This window comes from Caenispirillum salinarum AK4, assembly GCF_000315795.1.
Classification (GTDB): domain Bacteria; phylum Pseudomonadota; class Alphaproteobacteria; order Rhodospirillales; family Rhodospirillaceae; genus Caenispirillum; species Caenispirillum salinarum.
The window spans coordinates 1-26,082 of record NZ_ANHY01000011.1; the positions used below are offsets into that span (position 1 = coordinate 1).

At 68.9% G+C, this 26,082-nt stretch carries 27 protein-coding genes; 9 read left to right on the top strand and 18 right to left on the bottom strand.

Annotation, left to right across the window (positions count from 1 at the left end):
- From C882_RS11800 to tcyN, 4 genes are all read left to right on the top strand, one after another.
- Window positions 1-207, top strand: a 207-nt coding sequence (locus C882_RS11800) for a multicopper oxidase domain-containing protein (protein ID WP_009540838.1), incomplete at its 5' end; no start/stop codon positions are given.
- A 380-nt stretch (window positions 208-587) separates the two neighbouring features.
- Window positions 588-1,388 (top strand): cystine ABC transporter substrate-binding protein, encoded by an 801-nt coding sequence (gene tcyJ, locus C882_RS11805; RefSeq protein WP_009540839.1) that lies wholly within the window; start codon window positions 588-590, stop codon window positions 1,386-1,388.
- A 4-nt stretch (window positions 1,389-1,392) separates the two neighbouring features.
- A complete protein-coding gene (gene tcyL, locus C882_RS11810) occupies window positions 1,393-2,055 on the top strand; it encodes a cystine ABC transporter permease (protein ID WP_009540840.1) in 663 nt (220 codons plus the stop codon).
- Between the two features lie 4 nt (window positions 2,056-2,059).
- Entirely contained in the window at window positions 2,060-2,812 is a 753-nt protein-coding gene (gene tcyN, locus C882_RS11815; protein ID WP_009540841.1) for an L-cystine ABC transporter ATP-binding protein TcyN, read from the top strand.
- Between the two features lie 495 nt (window positions 2,813-3,307).
- Here tcyN and phnE (C882_RS11820) read toward each other — a convergent pair whose 3' ends face one another.
- The 4 genes from phnE (C882_RS11820) to phnD all read right to left on the bottom strand — a co-directional run bounded on the left by phnE (C882_RS11820) (window position 3,308) and on the right by phnD (window position 6,975).
- Entirely contained in the window at window positions 3,308-4,147 is an 840-nt protein-coding gene (gene phnE / locus C882_RS11820; RefSeq protein WP_009540842.1) for a phosphonate ABC transporter, permease protein PhnE, read from the bottom strand.
- Window positions 4,141-4,974: a phosphonate ABC transporter, permease protein PhnE gene (gene phnE, locus C882_RS11825; RefSeq protein ID WP_009540843.1), complete on the bottom strand. Its 834-nt coding sequence runs from the start codon at window positions 4,972-4,974 to the stop codon at window positions 4,141-4,143. The genes phnE (C882_RS11820) and phnE (C882_RS11825) overlap by 7 nt, the downstream gene beginning before the upstream one ends.
- Entirely contained in the window at window positions 4,971-5,768 is a 798-nt protein-coding gene (gene phnC, locus C882_RS11830) for a phosphonate ABC transporter ATP-binding protein (protein WP_009540844.1), read from the bottom strand. Before phnC ends, phnE (C882_RS11825) begins: the two co-directional genes overlap by 4 nt.
- A 199-nt stretch (window positions 5,769-5,967) precedes the next feature.
- Complete coding sequence (phnD, locus tag C882_RS11835; RefSeq protein WP_009540845.1) at window positions 5,968-6,975, bottom strand: phosphate/phosphite/phosphonate ABC transporter substrate-binding protein; 1,008 nt, start codon at window positions 6,973-6,975, stop codon at window positions 5,968-5,970.
- A 308-nt stretch (window positions 6,976-7,283) separates the two neighbouring features.
- Here phnD and C882_RS11840 point away from each other — a divergent pair, with 308 nt between their 5' ends.
- Window positions 7,284-8,093 carry a DeoR/GlpR family DNA-binding transcription regulator gene (locus tag C882_RS11840; RefSeq protein ID WP_009540846.1) on the top strand — a complete coding sequence of 270 codons (810 nt, stop codon included), beginning with the start codon at window positions 7,284-7,286 and terminating at the stop codon, window positions 8,091-8,093.
- A gap of 12 nt (window positions 8,094-8,105) precedes the next feature.
- Here the strand turns inward: C882_RS11840 and ortB are convergent, their stop codons facing one another.
- From ortB to C882_RS11875, 7 genes are all read right to left on the bottom strand, one after another.
- Window positions 8,106-9,524 carry a 2-amino-4-oxopentanoate thiolase subunit OrtB gene (gene ortB / locus C882_RS11845; RefSeq protein ID WP_009540847.1) on the bottom strand — a complete coding sequence of 473 codons (1,419 nt, stop codon included), beginning with the start codon at window positions 9,522-9,524 and terminating at the stop codon, window positions 8,106-8,108.
- Entirely contained in the window at window positions 9,521-9,832 is a 312-nt protein-coding gene (ortA, locus tag C882_RS11850; RefSeq protein ID WP_009540848.1) for a 2-amino-4-oxopentanoate thiolase subunit OrtA, read from the bottom strand. Before ortA ends, ortB begins: the two co-directional genes overlap by 4 nt.
- Complete coding sequence (gene ord / locus C882_RS11855) at window positions 9,829-10,872, bottom strand: 2,4-diaminopentanoate dehydrogenase (protein WP_009540849.1); 1,044 nt, start codon at window positions 10,870-10,872, stop codon at window positions 9,829-9,831. Before ord ends, ortA begins: the two co-directional genes overlap by 4 nt.
- Before the next feature lie 36 nt (window positions 10,873-10,908).
- Window positions 10,909-12,195, bottom strand: coding sequence for a TRAP transporter large permease (locus tag C882_RS11860; protein ID WP_009540850.1), 1,287 nt, complete (start codon window positions 12,193-12,195; stop codon window positions 10,909-10,911).
- Window positions 12,192-12,728, bottom strand: coding sequence for a TRAP transporter small permease (locus C882_RS11865; RefSeq protein ID WP_009540851.1), 537 nt, complete (start codon window positions 12,726-12,728; stop codon window positions 12,192-12,194). Before C882_RS11865 ends, C882_RS11860 begins: the two co-directional genes overlap by 4 nt.
- 86 nt (window positions 12,729-12,814) lie before the next feature.
- The gene (locus C882_RS11870; RefSeq protein ID WP_009540852.1) at window positions 12,815-13,867 is read right to left on the bottom strand and encodes a TRAP transporter substrate-binding protein; all 1,053 of its coding nucleotides are present in this window, start codon (window positions 13,865-13,867) and stop codon (window positions 12,815-12,817) included.
- A gap of 240 nt (window positions 13,868-14,107) precedes the next feature.
- Complete coding sequence (locus C882_RS11875) at window positions 14,108-15,022, bottom strand: LysR family transcriptional regulator (protein WP_009540853.1); 915 nt, start codon at window positions 15,020-15,022, stop codon at window positions 14,108-14,110.
- Window positions 15,023-15,160: 138 nt separating this feature from the next.
- On the opposite strand from C882_RS11875, the gene C882_RS11880 reads away from it, so the two are divergent.
- Window positions 15,161-16,651, top strand: a complete 1,491-nt coding sequence (locus C882_RS11880) for a M81 family metallopeptidase (protein ID WP_009540854.1) — start codon at window positions 15,161-15,163, stop codon at window positions 16,649-16,651.
- 12 nt (window positions 16,652-16,663) lie between these two features.
- Here the strand turns inward: C882_RS11880 and C882_RS11885 are convergent, their stop codons facing one another.
- Complete coding sequence (locus tag C882_RS11885; RefSeq protein WP_009540855.1) at window positions 16,664-17,320, bottom strand: class I SAM-dependent DNA methyltransferase; 657 nt, start codon at window positions 17,318-17,320, stop codon at window positions 16,664-16,666.
- Window positions 17,321-17,345: 25 nt separating this feature from the next.
- Complete coding sequence (locus C882_RS11890) at window positions 17,346-19,826, bottom strand: GcvT family protein (RefSeq protein WP_009540856.1); 2,481 nt, start codon at window positions 19,824-19,826, stop codon at window positions 17,346-17,348.
- A gap of 166 nt (window positions 19,827-19,992) precedes the next feature.
- Here C882_RS11890 and C882_RS11895 point away from each other — a divergent pair, with 166 nt between their 5' ends.
- The 3 genes from C882_RS11895 (at window position 19,993) to C882_RS11905 (ending at window position 21,936) form a co-directional block, all read left to right on the top strand.
- Window positions 19,993-20,286, top strand: a complete 294-nt coding sequence (locus tag C882_RS11895; RefSeq protein ID WP_083875821.1) for a phosphoribosyl-AMP cyclohydrolase — start codon at window positions 19,993-19,995, stop codon at window positions 20,284-20,286.
- Window positions 20,287-20,365: 79 nt separating this feature from the next.
- Window positions 20,366-21,001, top strand: coding sequence for a DUF1007 family protein (locus C882_RS23225; protein WP_160166789.1), 636 nt, complete (start codon window positions 20,366-20,368; stop codon window positions 20,999-21,001).
- Window positions 20,992-21,936, top strand: a complete 945-nt coding sequence (locus C882_RS11905) for a nickel/cobalt transporter (protein ID WP_009540858.1) — start codon at window positions 20,992-20,994, stop codon at window positions 21,934-21,936. Before C882_RS23225 ends, C882_RS11905 begins: the two co-directional genes overlap by 10 nt.
- A 576-nt stretch (window positions 21,937-22,512) precedes the next feature.
- Here the strand turns inward: C882_RS11905 and C882_RS11910 are convergent.
- The 5 genes from C882_RS11910 to C882_RS11930 are packed head-to-tail and all read right to left on the bottom strand — an operon-like array spanning window position 22,513 to window position 26,075.
- A complete protein-coding gene (locus C882_RS11910) occupies window positions 22,513-22,881 on the bottom strand; it encodes a DUF1636 domain-containing protein (protein WP_009540859.1) in 369 nt (122 codons plus the stop codon).
- Window positions 22,866-23,672: an ABC transporter ATP-binding protein gene (locus C882_RS11915; RefSeq protein WP_009540860.1), complete on the bottom strand. Its 807-nt coding sequence runs from the start codon at window positions 23,670-23,672 to the stop codon at window positions 22,866-22,868. The genes C882_RS11910 and C882_RS11915 overlap by 16 nt, the downstream gene beginning before the upstream one ends.
- Entirely contained in the window at window positions 23,669-24,661 is a 993-nt protein-coding gene (locus tag C882_RS11920) for a FecCD family ABC transporter permease (protein WP_043645238.1), read from the bottom strand. The genes C882_RS11915 and C882_RS11920 overlap by 4 nt, the downstream gene beginning before the upstream one ends.
- Window positions 24,658-25,488 carry an ABC transporter substrate-binding protein gene (locus C882_RS11925; protein WP_009540862.1) on the bottom strand — a complete coding sequence of 277 codons (831 nt, stop codon included), beginning with the start codon at window positions 25,486-25,488 and terminating at the stop codon, window positions 24,658-24,660. Before C882_RS11925 ends, C882_RS11920 begins: the two co-directional genes overlap by 4 nt.
- Window positions 25,488-26,075, bottom strand: coding sequence for a DUF7676 family protein (locus C882_RS11930; protein ID WP_009540863.1), 588 nt, complete (start codon window positions 26,073-26,075; stop codon window positions 25,488-25,490). Before C882_RS11930 ends, C882_RS11925 begins: the two co-directional genes overlap by 1 nt.
- Between the last annotated feature and the right edge of the window lie 7 nt (window positions 26,076-26,082).

A 26,082-nucleotide genomic window follows, 5' to 3' on the forward strand; every position in this document is an offset into this window, starting at 1 on the left:
ATGCACCTGCACGGCCACCACTTCCGCATCGTCGAGCGCAACGGTCGGCCGGTTCCGGACGCCCCCTGGCGCGACGGCGAACTGATGGGCAGCGGCGAAACCATGCGCATCGCCTTCGTGGCCGAGGAACCGGGCAAATGGCTGCTCCACTGCCACATGCTGGAGCACTCCGCCGGCGGCATGATGACGTGGCTGCGGGTGACGTGATCGCCCCTCGCTGACCTGTTCGCAAGCGTCAGCGCCTCCTCCGTTCCGGCCTCGAACAACGGAGGAGACGCATGACTACCGCCTGGATGCACTGGTTGTCGGTCGCTTCGCTCGTCATCGCTTTTGCCTGCGCGATCTGGCTGCACGCTGGGGGACATCTGCGCCGAATGGCAACTGGTGGCTGATCCGCAAGGGCATCAAGGAGAAGATGTAGCTTCCGTTCTTGGCGGCTCCGCGAACCCCGGCCTTTATACACAGACCATCTGTTCATCATGAACATTTGACAGTTTGTGGATGTCACATTATCTGATGGAGCCCTGAGACAAAGGGAGTGCCGGCCCGGCCGCCGCCACTACCCGCATCAACACCAGGAGACGGACATGCATTTCCCCCGCCTGCGCGGCCTTCTCTCCGTTGTCGTTCTCGCCGGCATGGGCTTCGGCGCCGCCACCTCCGCCGCCGCCCAGGACGCCAGCCTGCTCGACCAGATCAAGGAGCGCGGCACCATCCGCATCGGCGTGGAGGGCACCTATCCGCCGTTCAACTACACCGACGAACAGGGCAACCTGGTCGGGTTCGAGATCGATTTCGCCAAGGCTGTCGCCGAGGAAATGGGCGTGGAGGCCGAGTTCGTTCCGACCAAGTGGGACGGCATGCTCGCCGGCCTGGACTCCGAGCGCTTCGACGCCATCATGAACCAGGTCACCATCACGCCGGAGCGGCAGGAGAAGTACGACTTCACCCAGCCCTATACGGTGTCGGGCATCCAGATCATCACCACCGAGGACAAGGCGGATGAACTGACCACGCCCGAGGCGCTGGAAGGCCAGGCTGTCGGCGTCGGGCTCGGCAGCAACTACGAGGACTGGCTGCGCGAGAACGCGCCGGGCGCCGATGTCCGCACCTATGACGACAACGTCGCCTCGCTTCAGGACCTGCGGGTCGGCCGCATCGACGCGCTGCTCAACGACCGCCTGATGGCCGGCTACCTGCTGCGCCGCTCGGACGGCGCCGTGGTCGCCGCCGGCGAGCCGTTCTCCAAGCAGCGCATGGGCGTCGCCATCCGCAAGGACAACCCGGAGCTTCTGGCCGCCCTGGATCAGGCCATCGACGACCTGCGCCAGAGCGGCGAGCTGGCCGAAATCTCCAAGGAGTGGTTCGGCTCCGACGTGACCCAGTAAGACCATGGACGGCGTCCTCGCCTCGTTGGCCCAGGCGGCTCCCTTCCTGCTGAAGGGGGCCGCCTATACCGTCGTGCTCAGCATCGGCGGCATGGCCTGCGGGCTGGTGCTCGGCTTCCTCCTGGCGCTGATGCGCCTGTCGCCGCTGAAGCTGCTGCGCTGGCCGGCGCGCGTCTACGTGTCGTTCATCCGGGGCACGCCGCTGCTGGTGCAGTTGTTCATCATCTACTACGGGCTGCCCCAGGCCGGCATCCGGCTTGATCCCATTCCGTCCGCGCTGATCGGCTTTTCGCTGAACATGGCGGCGTACACGTCGGAAATCCTGCGCGGCGCCATCGCCTCCATCGACCGGGGCCAGTGGGAGGCCAGCTACAGCATCGGCATGACGCCGGCCCAGACCATGCGCCGGACCATCCTGCCCCAGGCCGCCCGCGTCGCCCTGCCGGCGCTCGGCAACAGCTTCGTCAGCCTGGTCAAGGACACCTCGCTGGCCGCCACCATCCAGGTGCCGGAACTGTTCCGCCAGGCGCAGCTCATCACCGCCCGCACCTACGAGGTCTTCACCATGTATCTGGCCGCCGCCGCCCTCTACTGGGTGCTGTCGACGGCGCTGTCGTGGGGGCAGCACCGCATGGAAGCCCGCGCCACCCGTCATGTGAGGGTTTGACGCCATGAGCATGATCGAGGCGACCGGCCTGACCAAACGCTTCGGAGAGACCGTCGTTCTGGACGGCGTCGACCTGACCGTGGACAAGGGCGAGGTGGTGGCCGTCATCGGGCCCAGCGGATCAGGCAAGACGACGCTGCTTCGCCTGCTCAACTGCCTGGAGACGCCCGACGGCGGGAGCATCCGGGTCGGCGCCATCACCGTCGAGGGCGACCGGCCGTTGTCGCGGCAGAAGGCGGCGGTGCGGGCGCTGCGCCAGCACGTCGGCTTCGTGTTCCAGACCTTCAACCTGTTCCCCCACCGCACGGCCCTCGGCAACGTCACCGAGGGGCCGGTGGTGGTGAAGGGCTCGTCGCGCGCCGAGGCGGAGCAAAAGGGCCGCGATGTTCTTACGCGCGTGGGCCTGGCGGAGAAGGCCGACGCCTACCCCGCCAGCCTGTCGGGCGGCCAGCAGCAGCGCGTCGCCATCGCCCGTGCGCTGGCCATGGAACCCGACGTGCTGCTCTTCGACGAACCGACGAGCGCGCTCGACCCGGAACTGGTCGGGGAAGTGCTGGCAGTCATTCGCGGCTTGGCGGCGGAGCACCGCACCATGGTCATCGTCACCCACGAAATGGCCTTCGCCCGCGATGTCGCCGACCGGGTGATCTTCATGGAGGGCGGCCGGATCGTTGAGCAGGGACCCGCGAAACCCTTTTTCGACAATCCGCAGGAACAAAGGACGCAGCGCTTCCTTGCGCGGCTACGGGCGGGCTGAGCGTCCCTGGCAGAACCCGGATCGCGCCGCGACGTCAGATCCTGATCTCGGTCGCGCCGGGCGCCGAGGCGGCGTTCTCAAATGCTTCTGATCGTCTGCCTGGACATCCCCGCGCGCATGCTCCACATCCGCTGCAGATTCCCAGAGCGACCGCCAGGAAATCCGCGGTTTTCGCAGCGTAGGAACGGCTTGCTGGGCATCCTGGTCGCCCAGGCAAATCCGCGCTGAAAGCCGCGGAAGTCCTCGAGAAGCGGACGCCCCGGCGGCCGCTTTCGTCGTTAGTACCACCGGGATGCCCCACATCCCTGAAGACTCCGACGGCGAGGCGGCCCGTAAGGAGGGCCGCCTCTCTCGCCCGCAGGATCGTCCGGCTTCTGCAGGCCGCCGTCGCCGGGGCCGTCGATCTGGCGCAGTGGCTCGTCGCACCGCCGCGGCTCGGCCCGCCGCGACAAAGCCGGGTCGGCCCAACCCGGCGCTCCGGGCTGGGCCCTGACCTCAAATCACCTTCTTCCGAAGCCAAGCCGCCACCGCCTCGCCCGCCAGCACCAGCACGATGATGGCGAGCAGGATCGTGGCCACCGTCTGCCAGGCGAAGGTGTCGATGGCGCCCTGCAGGATGATGCCGATGCCGCCGGCCCCGACCAGGCCCAGCACGGTGGACTCCCGCAGATTGATGTCCCAGCGCAGGATCGACACGGCGAAGAACGTGGGCATCACCTGCGGCACCACGCCGTAGAGCAGGATCTTCATGCGCGACGCCCCCGTCGCCTCCAGCGCCTCGATGGGCTTGCGGTCGATTTCCTCGATCGCCTCGCCCACCAGCTTCCCCAGAAAGCCCAGCGAGCGGAAGATGATCGCCAGGATGCCGGCCAGAACACCGGGCCCGAAGACCGCGACGAACAGCAGCGCCCAGATGATGGTGTTGACCGACCGGCTGGAGACGAGGATGAACCGGCCCAGCCACAGGGTCGCCTTGTTGGGGGTGGTGTTCTGGGCCGCGATCAAGGCAACGGGCAGCGACAGGAACACGGCGAAGAACGTGGCGATGGTGGCGATGTTCACCGTCTCAACCAGCGCCCAGGCAATGCCGCGCCACTGGGTGAAGTCCGGCGGCACCATGCGGCCGAACAGGTCGCCCATCTGCTGCGGCGCGTCCCACAGCCATGGCCAGAAGACGTTGATGGTCGACAGCGACCAGAAGGCCGCGCCGGCGACCAGCGCCATGACGACCAGCCGCGTCCAGCGCTCGCGCGGGGAGTGGCGGCTCCAGGCGCGGGCCGCGACGGCGTCCGGTCCGCCGCCGCCTCCGGTCTGGGTGGGTGTGGCCGTTACCATATGTTCCTCCGGATGCGGCCGCTGACGGCCTCGCTGACCAGGATGACGCCGATGATGCAAAGGGTGATGGCGAGCGCGAAGTCGTAGTCGTAGCGCCCGAAGGCGTTCATCAGCGTCGCGCCGATACCGCCCGCGCCCACGATACCCACCACGGCCGAGGCGCGCAGGTTGCTGTCGAGTTGATAGATGCTCAGGCCGATCTGGCGCGGCATGATCTGCGGGATGACGGCATAGAGCAGCGTGATGCCCGTCGCCGCGCCGGCGGCGCGCAGGGCCTCCACCTGCCCCCAGTCGATTTCCTCTATGCGCTCGGCCAGCATCTTGGCGACGAAACCGATGGAATAGACGGTCAGGGTCAGGATGCCGGCCAACGGCCCGAACCCCACCGCCTTGACGAACAGGATCGCCACGATGACGGGATGGAAGCTGCGCGCCACGATGATGGTCGCGCGCCCCACCGCATAGACCGGCTTCGGCGCGATGTTGCGGGCGGCCATGAAGGCGATGGGCACGCTCAGCCCGATGCCCAGCAGCGTCGCGACGATGGCGATCTTGATGCTTTCCAGGAAACCCTCGATCAGCAGGCCGGACCGCTCGAAGCTCGGCGGAAACGCGCCTTTGAAGATTCGGATAGCACGCGGAATGCCGTCCTGGATCCGCTGCCAGTCGAACGGCAGGGTGGATACCGCCCAGACCACATAGGCGGTGGTCAGGGCGATGATCCCCCAGCGGACCCAGGGGTTGGCGATGAAGGGCGGCTTGCGCCAGGCGCGAGGACGATCCTCGGCCGGCGCGGCCCCGCCCGTGGCGGAGGGAGCGTCGGTCATCGCGCGGCGACCTCCCGAAGATGGCCGGTGTGCTCGGCCTCCTCGCGTTCGGCGGCGGGCACGCCGGCGTAGATTTCGTCCATCGCGTCGTTGTCCAGCGCCGCGGGATCTCCGTCGAAGATGATCCGCCCGTAGCGCATCCCGACGATGCGCTGGGTGAACTCGCGGGCCTCCGTCACGTTGTGGATGTTGATGAGGACCGGCAGGCGAAGCTCCGCCGCCAGGGCCTGCAACAGTTCCATGATCTGGCGCGATGTCTTGGGGTCGAGCGAGGCCGTCGGCTCGTCGGCCAGCAGGATTTCAGGCTCCTGCATCAGCGCCCGCACCACGCCCACGCGCTGCCGCTCGCCGCCCGAAAGCTCGTCGGCCCGCTTGTTGGCGTAGTGGGCGATGCCGACGCGCTCCATCAGGTGGAAGGCGCGGTCGATGTCGTCCTGCGGATAGCGCCGCAGGGCCGCCCGCCATGTGGGAATGTAGCCCAGCCGGCCGGACTGGACGTTTTCCATGACCGTCAGGCGATCGACCAGGTTGAAGCCCTGGAAGATCATGCCGATGCGCCGCCGCGCCTTGCGCAGCTGGCCGCTGCTCAGGCCGGTCAGTTCCATGCCGTTCAGGGTGATGCTGCCGGCGCTGGGCTCCACCAGCCGGTTGATGCAGCGCAGGAGCGTGCTCTTGCCCGCCCCCGACGCGCCGATGATGGACACCACGCTTTCCCCCGGAACCTCCAGGTTGAGGTTCTTGAGCACCGGCTTATCGTTGCCGTAGCGCTTCACCAGGTCCTTGATTCGCAGCATGTGCCGCCTCCGGAAACAGACGCGGCGCGGGCCAGGGAGGAGAGGCCCGCGCCGGTCCCAAGGGGTTGATTCCGGACGACACACGAAGTCGTATGGTTGTCGTCCGGCAAGGCCGACTGGCCGCCGCGCCTAATGGCGCGTGAGGCTGCGTGCCGAGTGAACGCAGCGTCGATGATTTCAATCATCGACGCGCATCAAGTCACTGCAGGTTTTCCGGCGTATAGGTGACGCCGTTGGCGGCCTGGATGTCGCGGATGACCTCCCAGTCGTCCTTGTAGCTGATGGGAATGAACTTGGTGACGCCGGTGAACTCTTCGCCCAGCTCGGTGCCTTCCATGTCGAAGGTGAAGAAGGCTTCCTCGATCTTCTCCTTCAGCTCCGGCGCCAGGTTGTGGGCATAGGTGTAGGAGGTGGTCGGGAAGGGCTTGGATTCGTAGATGATTTTCACCTCTTCGGGATCGTAGAGGCCGCGGTCCGCCATGCGGTCGACCACTTCCGACGCCACCGGCGCGGCATCGTAGTCGCCCGCGACGACCCCCAGCATGGACTGGTCGTGGGAGCCGGAATAGCTGACCTCATAGTCCTCGCCCGGCACGATGCCTTCCTTGGGGAACAGGGCGCGCGGCGCCTGGTTGCCTGAGTTGGAGGTGGGAGAGGTGTGCGCGACCCGCTTGCCCTTCAGGTCCTCCATCTTGTCGATGCCGCTGTCCTTGCGGGTGTAGAGCTGCAGCGTGTAGCCGAACCGGCCGTCGTCCGCCCCCATCAGTGCGAAGGGCACCGCCCCCGCCAAGTTGACGGCGAACGGCGTCGGGCCGGTGGAGAAGCCGGCGATGTGCAGGCGGCCGCTGCGCATGGCCTCCACTTCCGCCGAGTTGGACTGCACCGCGAAGAAGTGCACGTCCTTGCCCGTCACCTCTTCCAGGTGGTCGATGAACGGCTGCCAGATGTCCTCATAGATGGCCGGGTCCTCGACCGGCGTGTAGGCGAAGACCAGCGTGTCCGGGTTGACGAGTTGGGACGGGTCGGAGGGCGCGTCGGCCACCAGGTCGCCGTCGGCATCGCAGTACTGGGCGTCCAGGTCGCCCCGGTTCGGGCAATCCTGCGCCCGCGCGTCGGAGGCGCCGACGGCGGTCGCGAGCAGCGCCGCCGCCATCACCGAGGTGAGCGCCGGACCGGTCGTTCTGTTCAGGCGAAAGGGATGCAGCATCGTTTCCTCGCGGTGGTTTCTTGGAGTGGTTTTTTGTCGTTGGACCACCCGGCGGCGCCGGGTGTCATAAAACTGCAACATCCAAAACTCTAAACCGCGAAAGTTGGTTTCCGCAACACGAGTATGCGGAGATTTTTGCCTATGCCAAAAAGCGATGTTGCGATCGCAATATTTTCTCCGCCACAATCGGGGCTCCAGAAAATCGCCGGAGGGTCGGAGATGTCTTGCGCCGCGCACCGGATGCGGCTGCCGACGGGACGGGACCGGCCGCGCATCATGCGGGCCGGTGCCACCCCGATGGTGGGGCCATGAGCGGCAAGCTCAGAAAGGACGCGCGGCGCGAGCGTATCCTCGCCGAGTTGCGGATCAGCCCGCACGTCCGCATCTCGGATCTGGCCGAGACGTTCGATGTGACGACGGAAACGATCCGCCGCGACCTAGACGCCCTCAGCGCGATGGGGTTGGTCTCCCGTGCCTACGGCGGCGCCTCGGCCCGGCCCATGGGCGTGCAGCCGTCGCACCACGAGCGCGGCAGCGAGTACGTCGAAGAACGGGCCACGATCGGCGCGGCGGCGGCGTCCCTGGTCGCGGCCGGTGAGGTCGTGATGATCGACGCCGGCTCGACGACGCTGCAACTGGCGCGGCATCTGGGCAACGGTGACCTGGGCAATGGAGACCTGGGGCTGACCGTCGTCACGAACTGCCATCCCGTGGCGGCTGAACTGGGAAAGCGCAGGTTCCGCATCGTCGTGTGTCCCGGCGAGTTCGATGAGCGGGAGGCGAGTGTCTTCGGCACCGACACGGTGGACTTCCTGCGCCGCTTTCATGCCAACAAGGCGTTCATCGGCGCCAGCGGCATGGCGGCGGACGGCTTCTGCGACGCCAACCGCGGCGCCGCCTGGGTCAAGAGAACCATGCTGGAGCGGGCGGAAGAGACGTGGCTCCTGGTCGACCACAGCAAGTTCGGCCGGCGCCTGCTGGAGATCGTCGCGCCGCTGGATGCGCTGACGGGCGTTGTCGTCGACCGCCCGCCGTCAGGGGCGCTGGCGACCACCCTCGAACGCCTGGGCATAAGGGTGGTGGTGGCCGAGGCGGCTACGCAGGCGGCCTCGGCCTGAGCCCCCTGCCCGTCAATCCCGCTGGGACAGCAAGCGGGAGACGGCGTCCGGCGCCAGCCGGGTTTCCTCCGCCAGGAAGGCGACGTCCACGTCATCGGCCGCCCACCCGGGATCGGCCTGCCGCGCCTGTTCCGCCGCCTTGCGGACAAGCGATGCCCGCGCGCGGTCCAGGTCGAAGTCGCGCAGCGCGATCTGCTCCGGCCGTTCAGGAATGATGACGTCGTGGCCCGGCCGCTCCTCCTCGGGGTCGCCGCGCCGGATGGTAATGCCGTTGGCGCGCGCGAAGGTAAGCTGCGCCGTGGGGTGCTTGCCCGCCCCGGTGTATTCGGTCTCCTGCACCACGATGGTCTGGTCCTCGTCCATCTCGCGGGCCAGGGCGAAGGCTGCGGCGAGCGAGGTGTTGCCGGCTGGGCCGCGCTCCAGCCCCTCCAGTTGCGCGAGCGCTTCGGTCATGTAGAAGACCTCGCCCTGCTTCACCAGGACGTAGCGGTCCATGTAGCGCAGCACGCGCGCGGCGTTGCGCGGCACGTCGGCCCGGTCCGGCCAGGTGGCGAAGGGCACGCCGAAGCCTGTGTGGCCGGTGGTGAAGTGCTTGCGGTTGAAGTCGGTGTCGCTCGCCATGTGCAGGCCCGACAGGTCGACGCTGGCCCCGACCACCTGTGTATCCTCAGCGCCTGCCTTGCGCAGGCCGCGTGCGGTGCCGGTCAGGTTGCCGCCGCCGGCATGGGTGCAGACGACCACGTCCGGCGCCCGGCCGGTCATCTCGGTGGTCTGCTCCACCAGTTCATACCCCAGCGGCTCCACGCCCGCGATGGCGAAGGGCGTATAGAGCGAGGCGTTGAAGTAGCCCGTTTCCTCCAGCACGCGCAGGAAGGTGTAGAACAGCTCCGGCCCCACGGAAAGCTGAAGCACTTCCGCGCCGTAGGCGTCGCACTTGCGACCCTTCTCCAGGATTTCGGGCTGGCCGACGCCCCGGCTGTCGAACACCTCCTGGACCACGATGGCGTCCATCCCGCGCATGGCGCACTGCGAGGCGACGGCGGCGCCGTAGTTGCCGCTGGTGGCCGAGACCGCACCCTTGTAGCCGCACGCCTGGGCGTGGTGGACGGACAGCGACGCCCGCCGCGCCTTGTAGCTGCCCGAGGGGTTGGCGGCCTCGTCCTTGACGAAGATGCGCGCGCCCTTGCCCTTGGGCGAGGTGGCGCGGGCGAGCCGGGTGATGTTTCGCAGTTCCAGCAGCGGCGTGTTGCCGACGCCGTGCTTGCGCTGGATGGCGCGGACCTCGTCGATGGAGTAGTCCACCAGCCCCATCAGCCCCTCGTAGTCGAAGGCGACGGGGCGGGTCATGAAGGGGCCGTAGTCGACGCCCAGTGCGTTGCGCATGATGTCGAGCTTGCGGCCCATGATGGCGGCGTAGCGGAAATCCTTCATCGCGGGCTCTCCTGCAGGATGCGGCGCAGTTCCGGGCCGACGGCCAGCAACTCGGGCACGGCACGACCGAAGTCATGGCCGAATTCCGGGTTGATGGCCTCCATGCGGCCCTCCAGGTCCCGGCCGATGAGCGTGCGGATGCACACCCGGTCGCCGATGCGCGCCGTCCCGTCCAGCAGGAAGCCCTTGGCGCGCGCCTCCAGCGGCACGGCGCGGGTGTCGTCGGGCAGGTTGGGGGCGCGGTCGCCCGCCTCCAGCACAAGCCAGTGGATGCGGACCCACTCGCCGCGTGTCGCCGTGTCGGTCATGCGTTCCTCCGTGCTGCGGATTGCGGATCAAGGGCGGTCCAGGCCGTGGGGATCGGCAGGTCGGCCATGGTCGTCACGCCGGGCGCCGCCGCCAGGACGCGCGGGATCATGTTGACGGCCAGCGCCGCCGTGGCCGCGCCGCCGGGAATTTCGGGCGCCGAGGCCATATGAATGGGGGGCGCGCCGTCGATGCGGATGGTGTCGCCCGTCTCCACCCCGGCCGCCTCGGGCCGAACCTGCTGCGGGTGTTCCAGCACGATCACCGCCCTATCGCCGCTGTAGCCGGTGGCGACATGGCGGCAGCCGGCGACCATGCCCGGCTCCACCGTCACATGCGGCGTCTCGCGGCGAACGTCGGAGATGATGGGCGCGCGCGTCTCCTCCACCCGGTCGATGGACCAGCCGAGCGCGGTGGCGATCATGCCCACCGACTGCGGAAAGCCCACATGCCCCACGACGGAGCCATCCGCCACGCCTGCCGCGAAGGCTTCCGGCGACAGGCCGACGCCCTGGGTGCGCATGACCGTCGGGCCGAACTGCGACAGGTCGTTGACGCGGCTGACGTGGAGGCTCTTGACGGAGGCACAGGCACCGGTCAGCGCCAGAACCAGGCTGTCCATGACGAAGCCGGGGTTGACCCCCGTTCCCAGCACGGAGACCCCGGAGGCGCGGGCGGCGGCGTCCAGCCCCTGCGCCACCACCGGATCGGCGGCCCAGGGAAAGGCCATTTCCTCGGCGATGGTGATGACGTCGGCGCCTGCCTCCACCGCCCGCCGAAGGTCCGGCGCGACGGCGGCCAGGAAGCTGTCGGTGGCGTGCAGCACGATGTCCGGCTGGCGGGCGAGTACGGCATCGGCGTCCTCGGACACGACGGCGCCGGAGGGCTCCGCGCGCCCTGCCAGTTCGGCCACATCCCGCCCCACCTTGTCCGGGTGGCGGTCGATGGCGCCGACGATGGCGACGCCGGAGCGGTCGAGCAGCATGTCGGCCATGCGCAAGGCCATGGCGCCGACGCCCCACAGGGCGATCTTGACCGTCATCTCAAGTCCTCTGTGTTGTGAAGGAAACCCGTCGCGTCACCCGAACCCGAGCAGGCGCGGCAGGGTGGTGGACAGGGCCGGCACGGATGTCACCAGCCCCAGCACGCCGATCACCACCAGCAGGAAGGGCAGGATTTCCCGCGACAGCACCTCCAGCGACACCTTCGACACCGTGCAGGTGACGAACAGGCAGGCGCCGAGCGGCGGCGTCATGAGCGCCAGGTTGATGTTGACGATCATCACGATGCCGAAGTGCAGCGGGTCGATACCCAGGTCCATGGCGATGGGGTGCAGGATCGGCCCCAGGATGATGAGCACCGCCGTCATGTCCATGACCATGCCGATGACCAGCAGCAGGATGTTGACGATCAGCAGGAACACCAGCGGGTTCTCGCTGATTCCCAGCAATCCCTCGCCGATGGCCTGGGGTACCTGCTCCATCGCCAGCAGCCAGCCCAGGATGGCCGCCGCCGACAGGATGATGAACACGCTGCCGCTGGCCCGCACCATGTCGGTCAGCACCGCCGGCATGTCGCTCAAGGACAGGTTGCGATAGACGAAAAACCCGACGAAAAGGGCGAAGACCACAGCCACTGCTGCCGCTTCCGTCGGCGTGAACACCCCGCCCAGGATGCCGCCCAGAATGATGACGGGCATCATCAGCGGCAGCAGCGCCCGCTTGAACGCCCGCCCCACGTCCGCCGCCGAGGCCGGGCGGCCCACCTTCGGCAGGTCCAGGCGCCTGGCGGAAAGGGCGACGTAGGCCATCAATCCCACCCCCACCAGCAGGCCCGGCACCACCCCGGCGGCGAACAGGCCGGCGATGGACACGTTCATCAGCGATCCGTAGATCACCATGATGATGCTGGGCGGAATGATCGGCCCGATGATGGACGACGCGGCGGTCACGGCGGCGGCGAAGGGCCGGCGGTAGCCCTGACGCTCCATGGCCGGGATCAGCATCTTGCCGAGCGCGGCGGTGTCGGCGACGGCGGCCCCCGTCAGCCCGGCGAAGAAGACGGACACGACGATGTTCACATGCGCCAGCCCGCCGCGCAGCCAGCCCACCAGCACGTTCGCCAGGTCCACCAGCCGATCCGTGATGCGGATGCGGTTCATGATGTCGCCGGCCAGGATGAAGAACGGCATCGCCATCAGGCTGAACAGGTCGATGCCGGAATAGAACTTCATCGGCACGATGCGCAGCATGGACAGCATGTCCATCTGCACCATGGTCAGCACCGCGGTCACGGCGAGCGCGAAGGCCACAGGCGTGCCCAGGAGCATGAGCAGGAAGAAGGCGCCCAGCATGAACCAGGTCATCGGCCGGCCTCCCAGTCCGCGTGGTCCTGGTCGGGCTCGGCCCAGTCGAAGACGCCCGCGCGCTCGCCCGTCGCCAGCATCGCCACGCGCAGGATCAGGTGCAGCCCCATGAGCACGCCGCTCAGCGGAATGACCGCCAGCGGCACGGCCATGGGAATGCCCAGCGCCGGCGAGGTCTGGCGGGTCGCCTCCAGGGCCATGCCGCCGCCGATCCAGACCAGCACGCCCAGGAACACCAGAATCAAGGCCGCCACGACCACGTCCACAGCCTTACGCAAGGCGCGCGGCAGCAGGCGGACCAGCATCTCGACGCGGACATGCTCGCCGTGGCGGATGCAGACGCTGGCGCCGATCAGCGCGATCCAGATCATCAGGTAGCGCGCCGCTTCCTCGGTCCACAGCAGCGGATCAGCAAGGACATAGCGCCAGAAGGTGCCGGCGACGACGATCGCCACCATGGCGGCGCCCGCGATCAGCAGCGGCACCATGGTCAGGCGCTCCAGGACGGCGGCGGTCTTGGACAGGCGGGACATGCGGAGGGACCTCCCGGACGGCGGCGGCGATGGAGAACGGACCGGCGGGCAGCGGATTGTCCTCCGCCGCCCGCCAGGCGCCGTCCTCAGTTCTGCGCCGGACCGGCCTGGGCGGCCTCGACCGCGTCCAGCAGGTCGTTGGCGAGCGCCGTGCCCTTCTCGCCCAGGTCTTCCTCGATGGTCTTCATCACGGCGGGAACCGCCGCCTCGCGGAACTGCGCCAGTTCGTCCTGCGTCGGGGCGTAGACCTCCATGCCCGCGTCCTTCAGGAAGCCGACGCCGAAGTCGGTGGCCCGCAGGCTGAGCTTGGCACCCCGGCCCGCCAGCTTCGCGGCCTCCACGGCATCATCAAAGATGACACGCTCGGCGTCGCTCAGGCCGCTGTAGAAGGCGCTGCTGGTCACCCACCAGTCGGCGCCGAACAGGTGGTTGGTCAGGGTGGCGTACTTCTGCACTTCCTGCAGGTTGCCGATCGCCATGATGGGGATCGGGTTGTGCTGGCCCTCGACCACGCCGGTCTGGAGCGCGCTGTAAAGCTCGTCCCACGGCACGGGTGTGGCGGCCGCGCCCAGGCTTTCCATCATGGCGATGTGGCTGGGCACCGACATGGTGCGGAACTTGATGCCCTCCATGTCCGCCGGCGTCTTCACCGGGCGCTCGCTGTTGGTCAGCACGTAGAACCCGCCGGCGTTGACCGCCAGCAGCTTGAGGCCCGTCTCGGCCTCCATGTCGTCGGCGAGCTTCTGGCCGAAGGGACCGTCGAACACCTTGTAGGCGGTCGTCACGTTGGGCAGCGCGAACGGCAGGTCGACGGCGTTGATGGTGGGGTAGAACCCGGCCAGACCGCCGATGGAGGCGATGTTGACCTGGATGATGTCGTTCTTGGTCAGCTCCATGCGCTCGCGCTGGTTGCCCAGGTCGCTGGCGGCGTGGATGTCGACGCTCATCTCGCCGTTGGAGCGGCTTTCGATGACGTCCTTGAACACCAGCGCAGAGATGTGCGCGGCGGAGCGTTCGGCGTCGGCCGGTTCCTCGTGGGCGATCTTGATGGTCTTGGCGTCGGCCGTGCCGGCCAGACCGCCGGCCATCAGGGCCCCGGCGAAAACACCGCTGAGCAGGGTGCGGGCGAATGCGTTCATGTGCGAAAGCCTCCGGTAAACGATGAGAGCCTCGGCGGCCGCCTTGTCCGGCGGCCTCGTGTTCGTGTTGTTGGTGCCCTGCGGCACGGGAAGGCTTTGATGCCGGGCGCCACCGCCTTCCGGAACGGCACCCCTGGGACACGCCCGCGGATCACCTCCACGGCCTCATCAAGGCTCGCGTCGGCAAGGGTTCCGCAACAAGCAGCATTTCGCGTCACCGCGTTCGCAAATCGGCAACACTCATGGCGCCGGAGTGCTGGAGGACTCGGCCAGAAGCAGCCCGGCGCGGCTGAGAAAGGCGCGGGTGACGGGCGGCAGGATGCGGCCCCGGCGCACCAGGATTCCCACCCGCGCATCGCGCAGGTTGGCGTCGGCCAGCGGCACCGCCCGCAGGCGCCCGGCGCGGACATCCTTGTGCACCGAGGGCAGCGGCAGCAGCGTCACGCCCAGGCCGCGCGCCGCCATTTCGCGTAAGCCCGTAATGGAATCGCTGGTCAGCACCGGGCGCAGCACCAGCGAGTCGGCCCGCGCCACGCCGTCGATCAACTGGCGCACGCCGTAGCTGGAGTCGGGCGGGATGATGAGCGGCAGGTTGATCAGGTCCCGCAGGCGCGGTCGGGCCGGCAGCCGGAAGCCCGCCTCGGGCGCGACGACGACGTGCAGCGGCTGGACGGCTTCCTGATAGACCTCCACGTCACGGTGCGGCTGGGGGTGAAAGGCGAACCCCACATCCACCGCGTCATCCGCCACCGCGCGCACCACGCCGGCGGTGCCGTCCGTCAGCACCGAGAGCGTGACGTCCGGTGTCCGCGCGCGGAAATCGGCGACGGCATCCGGGACCAGGTCGCCGATCAGCCCTTCCACCGTGCAGACGCGGATATGGCCCCGGTGGCGCCCGGCCAGGGCGTCGATCTCGCCGCGCACGCGCTCCAGGTCCAGCATGGTGGCGCGGGCGTGCTCGTGGAACAGCCGCCCCGCCTCCGTCAGGTGGACGCCGCGGGCATGGCGCTCGAACAGCGGCGTTCCCAGCGTCGCCTCCAGGTTCGCCATCTGCCGCGACAGGGCGGATGTGGCGACGTTCAGGCTTTCGGCGGCGCGGCGGATGGAGCCCAGCCGGGCGACCTCGCAGAAGTACCGGATCGTGGTGTCGAACATGGGCCGGAGCGCCTGCCTCTTTGGAAGGAGGAGAAAGGAAAGGGTTGCAATCGGCTGCGAGAACGCATAGCCAGGAAAAGGACACGCCCGCAAGGACCACTTCCCGGCCCAAAACGACATTGGGTCAGGGAGACGCGCATGCCCAAGCGTATTCTGGTCGGGCAATTCATGCACGAGACGAACACGTTCTGCCGGACGCCGACGGATGTCGACGCCTTCCGGCGGTTCTTCTGTTTCGAGGGCGACGCCGTCCTGTCCGACCTGCGCGACACCAACAGCGAGGTGGCCGGCTTCATCGACGCTGCCGAGGCCGAGGGGTGGGAGGTGGTGCCCACCGTCGCCTGCTTCGCCACGCCCAGCGGCCCCGTCACCCGCGCCGCCTGGGCCCACTTCGCCGGCGCGATTCGGGAAACCGCCCGCACCCAGGGCCCCTTCGACGGCGTGCTGCTCTCCCTGCACGGTGCCATGGTGACCGAGGACGACCGCGACGGCGAAGGCGCGCTGATGGCGGCCCTGCGCGAAGAACTGGGGCGCGACGTGCCTCTGGTGGCGACGCTTGACCTGCACGCCAACGTCACCGACCGCATGGCGGACCTGGCCGACGGGCTGGTCTCCTACGCCACTTTCCCCCACGTCGACATGCGCGAGACCGGCGCCAAGGCCGGCCGCATCCTGGCGAGCGTCTTTCACTCAGGCCGCCGCCCGCGCGTGACCCTGGCCCGCCGCCCCATGCTGACGGCGGCGGAAGGCGGGCGCACCGACACCGGCCCCATGGTGGGGCTGCTCCAGCAGGCGCGGTCCCTGGAAACGCGAGACGGCGTGTTGGATGTCAGCATCAACGCGGGCTTCGCGCTCGCCGACACGCCACAGACCGGCCCCACCGTCACCGTCACCACCACGGGCGACGCCGCCGAGGCGCGCGAAATTGCCGAGACCCTGATGGACACGATCTGGCAGGCGCGCGACCGGGTGATGGAGCACTACTATACGGTGGATGAGGCGGCGGCGCTGGCGCGGGATTTCGATGCGTCACGCGGTCCGCTGGTCATCGCGGACTTCTCCGACAATCCGGGCGACGGTGCCTACGGCGACGCCACCGCCCTGCTCTCCGCCCTGATCGATCACGGCGTGCAAGGCGCGGCGTTCGGCGGCCTCTACGACGAGGCAGCGGCGCGGCACCTCCACGAGGCGGGTCTGGGGACGGAGGTCACGCTCACGCTCGGCGGCCGCAGTGATCGGACCATGGGCGGCGGTCCCCTGACACTGACGGGAACGGTCGCGCATCTGTCAGACGGGAACTTTGTCTGCGACGGCCCCATGTGGAAGGGCATGAGGCAGTCCACCGGGCGCAGCGCGGTGTTCCGGGTCGGCGGTATCGACATCCTGGTGACGAGCAACCTGGTCCAGGCCATCGACCGCCAGATGTTCCTGGCGAACGGCATCAACCCGCAGGCCAAGCGCGTGGTGGCGTTGAAGTCCCAGCAGCACTTCCGCGCGGCCTTCGAGCCCATCGCCGGCAAGGTCATCCTGGCCGACAGCGGCGGGCTCGCCTCGCCCGATTTTGCCCGCCTGCCCTACCGCTTCGTACGCCGCCCGCTGCATCCGTTGGACGCTTCGGCCGGCAAGTGACGAGCGCCAGCCTCAGCGGACACGGCACGTGACGTGAATGACCTTGATGCTCTCGCCGTAGTCAGAATTGCTCGGCAGGTAGGGCTTCGGCTCTGAAACCGTCAGGACCGTCCACAGGCCCTGCTGTTCCATCCGCTCCAGGAGCGCGTCGAAGCCCTTTTCCTCCCAGCGGTCGGTGCGCTGGGTGAAGCACAGGGTACCACCGGGGCGGACGACGCGGCACATGTCGGACAGCAGGGCCTCGGGCGCCTCGATGTAGGTCAGCACGCCCACACAGGCGGCGGCATCATAGGCGTCATCGGCAATCGGCAGCGGCACTATCTGCAGGTCGTGGCGGACAAGATGCCCGTAGCCGCCCCGCTTCTCCGCAAGCGCCAGGGAGGCGGCTGATATATCCATGCCGTCCAGCCGATAGCGGCCACGGCCGAGCACCGCATCAGCCACAAGGCCGGTCCCGCAGCCGACATCAAGAACCCGTGCCCCCTCCGCCAGATGCGGCACGAGTTGGTCCACCGCATCACGGGGCGCCTGATAGTCCCAGCTTGCAAGCGTGTCGTCGTAGGTTCCGGCCCAATCGTCGTAATAGGTCTCGACGGCGCCTGAGTCGGTGGAGCCGTCCTTCAGCGACGTCAGGCTCGGGGAAACGGCGGTATCGTCGGCGCTGCTCATGGCGATCCCTTGCTGGTTGTTGCAATCAGCCGCGGACGCGGGCGCGGGTCGGGTCGTAAAATGGCTTCAGCGACAGGCGCGCCGGATGCCGCACGCCGGCGATCTCGACGCGAAAGTCGCCCCGACTGATCCACTCCGCGGTGACGCCCTCGGGATGTTCGATCCAGGCGAGGCCGACGGCGGCACCCAGCGTGTGACCGTACATGCCGACGGCCACGGCGCCGACGCAGGTGTCGCCATGCCAGACCGGTTCCTCGTGGTGGAGGAGCGGTTCGGGATCGTCCAGGCGGATGGAGACCAGGCGCCGCGTCGGCCCGCCGCGCGCGCGGTTGGCCTCCCGCGCCTTCAGAAGCGCATCCCGGCCGATAAAGTCCCCCTTGTCCCAGGCGACAGTGAAACCCAGCCCCGCTTCCAGCGGCGTGTCCTCGTCGCTGATGTCGTGACCGAAGCTGCGGTAGCCGCCTTCAAGCCGCAGGGAATGCAGGGCGTGATACCCCGCGTGCGTCAGCCCCAGGTCATCGCCCGCCGCCGCGATAATGGCATCGTAGACGCCCCGCGCGAATTCGGTCGGGACATAGAGTTCCCACCCCAGCTCGCCGACGTAGGTCACGCGGGCGGCGCGGACCAGCGCGTAGCCCACCTCGATCTCCTGGCTGGTCATGAAGGGGAAGGCCGCGTCGCTCAGGTCGGCGTCGGTCAGCCGCTGCATCAGGTCGCGGCTGTTCGGCCCCATCAGGCCGATGGTGGCGATGCCGCTGGTCACGTCGGTGACGACGCAGGCCTCGCCGTCGCGGATGTGGCGCTCCACCCAGGCGCGGTCGCGGGTCTGGCAGGCGCCGGGGCTGACGACCATGAAGCGGTCGCGGCCCAGGCGCGTCACCGTCACGTCGGCCTCGATGCCGCCGCGCGGGTTGAGCCATTGCGTGTAGACCACGCGCCCCACCGGCACGTCCATGCGCGCCGTCGACAGCCGATCCAGAACCGCCAGCGCATCGCGGCCCTGGACGAGCAGCTTGGCGAAGCTCGACTGGTCGAACAGGCTGACGGCCTCGCGCACCGCCCGGTGCTCGGCGGCGCTGTAGGGGAACCAGTTCTGGCGGCCGTAGCTGTACTCGTAGACCGGCGCCACGCCGTTGGGCGCGAACCAGTTGGGCCGCTCCCACCCCGCCAGTTCGCCGAAGCAGGCACCGGCCGCCTCCAGGCGCTCGTGCAGAGCGGAGGTGCGGACCGGGCGCGCCGTCTCCGGCTGGCGGTGCGGCCAGTGCATGGCGTAGAGCAGGCCCAGGGTTTCCACGGTGCGATCGCGCAGGTAGCGGCGGTTGCGCTGGAAGGGCATCATCCGGCGGATGTCGACGTCCCACAGGTCCATGGGCGGATGGCCGTCGGCAATCCAGTCCGCCAGGACCACGCCGGCCCCGCCCGCCGACTGGATGCCGATGGAGTTGAACCCGGCGGCGACGAACAGGTTGCGGACCTCCGGCGTCTCGCCCAGCAGATAACGGTCGTCGGGCGTGAAGCTCTCCGGCCCGTTGAAGAAGACCTGCAGGCCGGTGTGCTCAAGCTGCGGGACGCGGCGGATGGCGGCGTCGAGAATGGGCTCCAGGTGCTCCCAGTCCTCGGGCAGTTCATCGAAGCAGAAGGTGTCGGGGATGTCCTCGCCCCGCGCCGGCCAGGGTTTCGCGACCGGCTCGAAGCACCCGATCATCAGCTTGCCGGCGTCCTCCTTGACGTAGATGCAGTTGCCCGGATCGCGCAGGACCGGAAGATCGCGCGGCAGGCCGGGAATGGCCTCTGTGACCACATAGAAATGTTCGGCGGCGTGCAGGGGCACCGTCGCGCCGGCCCGCGCCGCCAGATCACGGCCCCACATGCCGGCGCAGTTGACCACCGTTTCGGCGGCGATGGACACCGGCGCGCCGTCGGGGCCGATAACCTCGACACCCGTGGCGCGGCCTCCTTCAACCCGGATCGACGAGACCTGCACGCCCTCGATGATGCGGGCGCCGCGCTGGCGGGCGCCCTTGGCGAGCGCCATGGTGGTGTCGACGGGATTGGTCTGGCCGTCCCGGGGCAGATGGACCGCACCGACCAGATCATTGACGGCAAGGCCCGGCCACAGGGCGGCGGCCTCGTCGGGCGCCAGTTCATTGACCTCCAGCCCGAAGCGCCGCGCCATGGCCGCACCCCGGCGCAATTCCTCCCAGCGCCCCTGGCCCCACGCCACCGCCAACGACCCGCGCTGCGAGAAGCCGGTCGCCTGGCCGGTTTCAGCCTCCAGGCCGGTGTAGAGATCCGTCGTATACTGGGCGAGGCGCGTCATGTTGCGGGTCGCCCGCAACTGCCCGACCAGGCCGGCGGCGTGCCAGGTGGTGCCACAGGTGAGCTGCCGGCGCTCCAGCAGCAGCACGTCGGTGATGCCCCGGCGGGTCAGATGGTAGGCCACCGAGCAGCCAACGATTCCCCCGCCGACGATCACCACCTGGGCCTGGGTCGGCAGATCGCTCATGGGCAGTCTCCGAATGCTCACTCAGGTCGGGCCGTCGAGCTTCAACTCTTACGGATGACGAGGGTCGCCGTCAAATCGATCGGACGTTGAGACGGCTGCACAGCAGGCCGCTGCCGCCTCCGCTGAAGCGGCGGCCGGCATTCCTTCTGCCGGACATCCCGGCGAGATGCATTACTGGAGCCGTTCACGCGCGTGCCTTTGGCACAAGGGCGCGACCAGCGGTCTCGGGCAGCGGGTTGTCGAGTTGCGGGTGGACGACGACCAGGATGCGATTTGGGCACGGGTCGCGGTTGCCGACAGCGGTGCAAGCTGCCATGTAGGCTACCGGTCTTGCTTCTATCGGGCAATCCCGGTCGGCGTCAGCGCCCCCGATTCTCTTGCCTTGACCTTCACGGAGGAAGACAAGACATTCGACCCGGTCGCTGTCTACGGCGACGCCCCTAACCCAACTCAGCTATGACCGTGATCGCCAGGGCCTCGGTGGAGGCGTTGCGCCGACCACCGTCCCGGAAAGCATCATGCGAAGCAAACGACTGCCCGTGCTCTTCGCCGCCTTGCTCATGTCTTCCGTCGCCGCGCCAGAGCCGGCCCGGGCCCATCCCCACGTCTGGATCGACGCTCGGGTGGCCGTGGACATGACAGAGGACGGCACGGTCACCGCCCTGAAGGTCACATGGCGGCTCGACGAGTTGTACACGCAGACCGTCATCGCCGGCATGGACCAAAACGCCGATGGCACCTACGACCCGTCGGAGCTTCATCCTCTTGTCGAGGAAGCCGTGCAGAACCTTGAAGAGTGGTCCTACTTCACGGACGTCCGCTCCGGCACCACGCGGGTGACGGCGGGGACTCCCGAAACCTACAGGGCATACATGGACGCCGACCGGTTGGTCTACGAATTCACGCTGTCCTTGCCGGACGGAACCCCACCGGCCGGGGAAGACCTCCGTGTGCGCCTCTTCGACCCGAGTTACTATATTTCTATCGCGCTGGAAAAAGCGCGGCCGGTGACGCTCGACCAGGCACCTGATGCCTGCGCGTACCGGATCGAGCCTGCTCCCGGCTTCAAGGAAAGCCTGCTGCTGAGCGAAAGCGCCTTCATGCAGGAAGCGGAGCCGAATACGGAAGGGATGGGCGGCACCTTCGCGGAAACGGTCGTCATCACATGCGGATAAACCTTGGGCTGGTGCTCCTCGCGGCCGTCGTCAGCTTGACGCTGGCCGCCCTTATTCTGATGCCCGACGTCATGACGGCCGCGGCCGGGTGGATACGGGAAACACAAGCGGCCCTTCATGGCGACCTGGCCCAGGCGGTGAAGGACTGGCAGGCGCATCCCGGCCTCGCCAGCCTGGCCGCCCTGGCCACCGCCTGTTTTCTCTATGGCGTCTTCCATGCCGTCGGGCCCGGTCATGGCAAGGCCGTTCTGTCGGCCTATGCGGCAACCGCCCGCGTGCGGCTGCACCAGGTTCTTCTGCTTTCGGCACTGACCGCAACCGTTCAGGCCACCGTGGCGGTCCTTCTGGTGGCGGCGGCGTTCCTGGTGGCCGGGACAGGCATGCGGTGGGTCAGCCGTCAGGCGAGCGACGTCCTGGAACCCGCCAGCTACGCCGCCATCCTGCTGGTCGGAGCCTGGCTCGTATTCGGGGCCCTGCGCTCCGTGGTTCGGACGCTGCGGCCGGCGGACCATCATGACCACGCGGCGCACGACCATGCACACGACGGACACTGCTGTGGGCACCATGCGCCGCAGCCCCCGGCGTCCGGCGATTGGCGGTCCGGCCTCGCCCTGGCGGCCGCCGCCGGGCTGAGACCCTGCACCGGCAGCCTGTTGCTGGTGGTCTTGTGCTTCAGCCTGGGGCTTTGGGGCCTGGGCGTTGCGGCCCCCTACATCGTCGGCGCGGGCACGGCGATCACGGTCGCGTTTCTGGCCGGCGGTGTTCATGCCGCCCGCGGGCCGGCCGCCGGCCTGGCGCGGGTGGTTCAATTGCCGGAAGGCGCGTGGCGTCATGCGGGCCTGACGCTGCGGCTGGTGGGCGGGAGCATCATTCTCCTGCTGGGCAGCATCATGTTGCACGCCGCGCTGTCCACACCGCAGCATCCCTTCGGATGATCGGCGGATGGAGGTCCCTGCCTGCCCCTCGGCCCGGGCTCACCGGAGCACGAAGCGCACCGGCACCGAAACAACCGCCGGAGATGTGATTCCGGCCGCCGCCGGGCGGAACCGCCACCCGATCTGCGCCAGGGGATGAAGACGATCCGTCTTTCGAGGCTGCGGCCATCCTCCGCAGGGGTGTGGGCGGCGGTGGCTGTGGCTTGGCCTCCGGTTGGGGCGGGAGGTGCGGCGGAGCGGGTTCCGGCTTCGGAGGATCCTCGGCCACCTCGGGCTCCGGGCTGGGCTCCGGCCGGGGTGCTGGCAGCTGCTCCGCAGCGGGCATAGGCACCTCCGGCGGCTGCGGCGCCCTGCCGCCGCTTTCGATCGCAGGGGCGGGACCGGCCGGCGGAGCCAGGGAGACCCTCACGACCTGCACCGCCTCGCGCGGCGGGGCGGGCGCCGGCTCCGCGCCCAGTAGAACGGCGAAAGCCGCGCCGTGGACGGCCAGCGCCAGGGCCACCGATACGCCAAGCGTCCGCCTGTCCCGCCCTTCAGGGACCCCGAACGGGCGCTCGGCCGGGTCGGGCCGGGGTGTCATGACCCGGCGGGCGGGATACGCGCGATGAACCGGCCCTTCAGCCGGTCCGGCCACTCGCGGAAGGGCACCACGCCGTCGGGCGACCGGGCATAGCCGCGCAGGTAGTCGGTCAGGGCCGCCGTCATGTCGTCCTCCGGGCTCAGGTCGCCGAGCACGTAGCCCATCTTGTCGGGCGCCCGCAGATGAACCGTGCAGGCCCGTCCGCAGGCCATCAGGCATTTCATGGTGGTGAGCCTCATGCCCTCCAGGTCGGCGCCCGCTTCGAGGATGCCGGTCATGGCCTCGGCGAAGCGGTCGCCGTCGGTGCGGCCGCCGTCGCGCGGACGGCGGTGGCAGGTTTCGCAGACGATCAATTCAAGCTGCATGACGGCTCCTCGTCCAGTCGGTGGATCGGTGTGATGACGGCGCCCCCGTCCAGGACACCGCGGGCGAAGCGCACACCATAGGCGGCGCTCAAGGCGCCGGAGGTCAGGACGGGCTCGGCCGGCCCCGCCGCGCAGACCCGGCCGCCGTCGATGAGGATCAGGCTGTCGCAGTAGCGCGCCGCCAGCGTCAGGTCATGGAGGACGACGGCCACCGCACGCCGGTGCGCCCGTGCTTCCTCCGCCAGCAGGTCCATGACCGCCAGGGCGTGATAGGGATCAAGCGCCGCGACCGGCTCGTCGGCCAGCAGCACCGGCGTTTCCGTCACCAGAACGCGGGCGAGCATGACCCGCGCCCGCTCCCCGCCCGACAGCGTGTCGACACGGGCATCGGCAAGATGCGCTGTGGCGGTCCGGTTCATGGCCGTGTCGACGGCGGCAGAGTCCCGCTCTCCGGGGGTGCCGAAGGCCGGGATGTGGGGCATCCGTCCGAGCGCGATGGTGCGCCGGGCCGTGAGCGGCCAGTGCACTTCGTGCCCCTGCGGCAGGTATCCCACCCGCCGCGCCCGTGCCCGTGAACCCGGCGGCGGCAGAGGCGCCCCGTCCAGCGTGATCGCGCCGGTCTCGGGTGCGACCAGGCCGGCCAGCACGCGCATCAGCGTCGACTTGCCCGCGCCGTTGGGGCCGATGACCCCTGTCACCTGCCCGGCGTGAAAATGGGCGGTCACGGACTCCAGCAGAGGCCGCGGCCCGATCCGGACCGTGATGTCCCGCGCACTCAGCATCGCCGTCATGCCGGCCTCCGGTTCGTGCGCAGGACCAGGACCAGGAAGAAAGGCGCGCCGAGCAGCGCGGTGACCACACCCACCATCACCTCCTGGTTTGTCGGCAGGGTGCGGGCGACCACGTCAGCCAGCACCAGCAGCGCCGCGCCTGCCAGTGCGCTCGGCAGCAACAGGCGGCGGGGCTCGTGGCCGACGAACGGGCGCAGCATATGCGGGACCACCAGCCCGATGAAGCCGATGGAGCCGGACACAGCCACCGCGCCCCCGACCAGAAGCGCCGTCGCCAGGATCACCGTGGCCCGCAGGCGCCGCAGGTTGATACCCAGCGTTTGCGCTCCGTCCTCGCCCAGCGTCAGGGCGTCAAGGCCCCGGCCGGCCAGAAGGACCAGCATCCCGCCCGCCAGCAGGAAAGGCAGGATGAGCAACACGTGGTCCATGGACCGGTCCTTGAGCGAGCCCATGAGCCACAGCAGCATTTCGCTCAACGCGTAGGGGTTCGGCGCGAGATTCAGGACAAGCGACGTCAGCGCCACCGCCAGGCTGGAGATGGCGACGCCGGACAGGATCAGGGTGAGCGTGCCGGTGGTCCGTCGCGCGATCGCCAGCAGAAGCAGCGTTGTCGCGCCGGCTCCGATCATGGCCGACACGGGCAGCCCCCAGGACGTTGCCGTGGCGATGCCGAAATGGAAGGCCACCACCGCGCCAAGCCCCGCGCTGGCCGAGACGCCCACCAACCCCGGCTCGGCCAGCGGATTGCGTAAGAGCCCCTGCATTGCGGCGCCGGCGAGGCCCAGGGCGGCGCCGATCTCCAGCCCCAGCAGCGCGCGCGGAAGCCGGACCTCGCGCACGATGGCGGCAATCCGGGCGTCGCCCGTGCCGGCGAGGCCCTGGATCACGTCCCCCACGCCGTAGGGAATGTAGCCGATCATCAGCCCTGCCATCGCGCCGCACGCCGCGAGAACGGACAGGCCGAAGAGGAGGCCCCCGTTTCCCGTCATCGCGCCAACTCCGCGTTGAGGTGCGCGGCGGCCTCCGCCAGCATCCAGCCGGAGCACACCCACATGGCGCCCGGCACGTCGGCGCGCTTCAGGTTGGCCGCCCGGCGCGTGAAGGCCGGATGGCTGGAAAAGGCGCGGCCCGACCCGGGATACGGGCTTTCAAAGAAGCTGGTGACGATGACCTCCGGCGGGTCGGCGATGAAACGCTCCAGGTCGGTGCTCGCCCAGCCCGCAAGCCCTTGCTCTGTCGCCTTGTTGCGCAGGCCGGCCTTGCTCATGATCGTATCGACGAAACTGCCTGCCGCCGCCGTCCCGCCGCCGGGCCGCAGGTAGAGCCCCATTCGGCCGGCGCCGTTGGGCGCGGCGGCGACCGCCTCCATGCGCTGCCGCAAACCGGCAACCAGCACACGCCCCCGGTCGGCCTGACCCAGCGCCCGCGCGACGGCCGTGGTGGCCTCGGCGACGGCATCCAGAGAATCCACCAGCGGAATTCGCACGACCGTCACGCCAAAGCGTTCCACCATGGCGACCGTCTGGTGGTCCGACCACGCATTGGTCACCAGCACGTCCACGCCCGCATCCAGATAGGTCTCGGCGCTGGGTGACAGGCGTGGCAGCCCCGCCGCCTGTTCCGCCATCAGCGACAGAGTGGGGTCGATGGCGTCCGGCGAGAGCGCTGCGATCTGCACCCGGTCCGCAAGAGCCAGCACGTATTGATCGGCGCAGACCGTGGCGGCGGCGACGCGGAGCGGACGCTCCGCCGCCCACGCCGCCGGCCCCACCGCCGCAACGCCCAGCACGCCAAGGAGAGCCGCGGCGGCGCGCATCAGTGTCCCCCGCAGGGGAGACCGTGGGCCTCCCGGTCGCGCGGGTCGGGCTCCAGCCCCAGGTAGCGCTTGCGGAAGGTGTCCCACATGTGCAGGTGCGACCAGTCGGGCTCCTTCAGCACGCGATCGTCGGGGCCGAGAAGCGGGTTGGGGAAGAACACCGTCAACTGGTTCTCGCCGCTGCCATTGAACAGCCGAAGCTGCCAGCTGCGCGGCGTGTCGTCGGAGTTGAGGATGCGGATCATCTCCGCCCGCCGTGTCCGGCGCACCCGCGCCACCTCAGGGTCGGTGGGGTTGCGACGGGTGCCCTTGTTCTCGCCGATGCAGATGTGGAAGTGCCAGTCGCCGAAGTCGACTGTCAGGTAGCCGTCCAGCAGGCCGACCTTGCGCGGCGCGTTCGGCGCGTGGATTTCGAAGACCGCGCCCTGGATCAGCGTGCCGAAGGCGATCTGGTCCCACCAGTTTTCGAAGACGTCCTGAAGGAGGGTGAACAGGGTCGTCTCGTCGGTCGGCAGGGCGACGATTTCCACCCGGCCGACGCCCGGCTCGGTCTGGATGATCGCGGGGGAGTGCGGGATCGTGGTCATGGCGTGG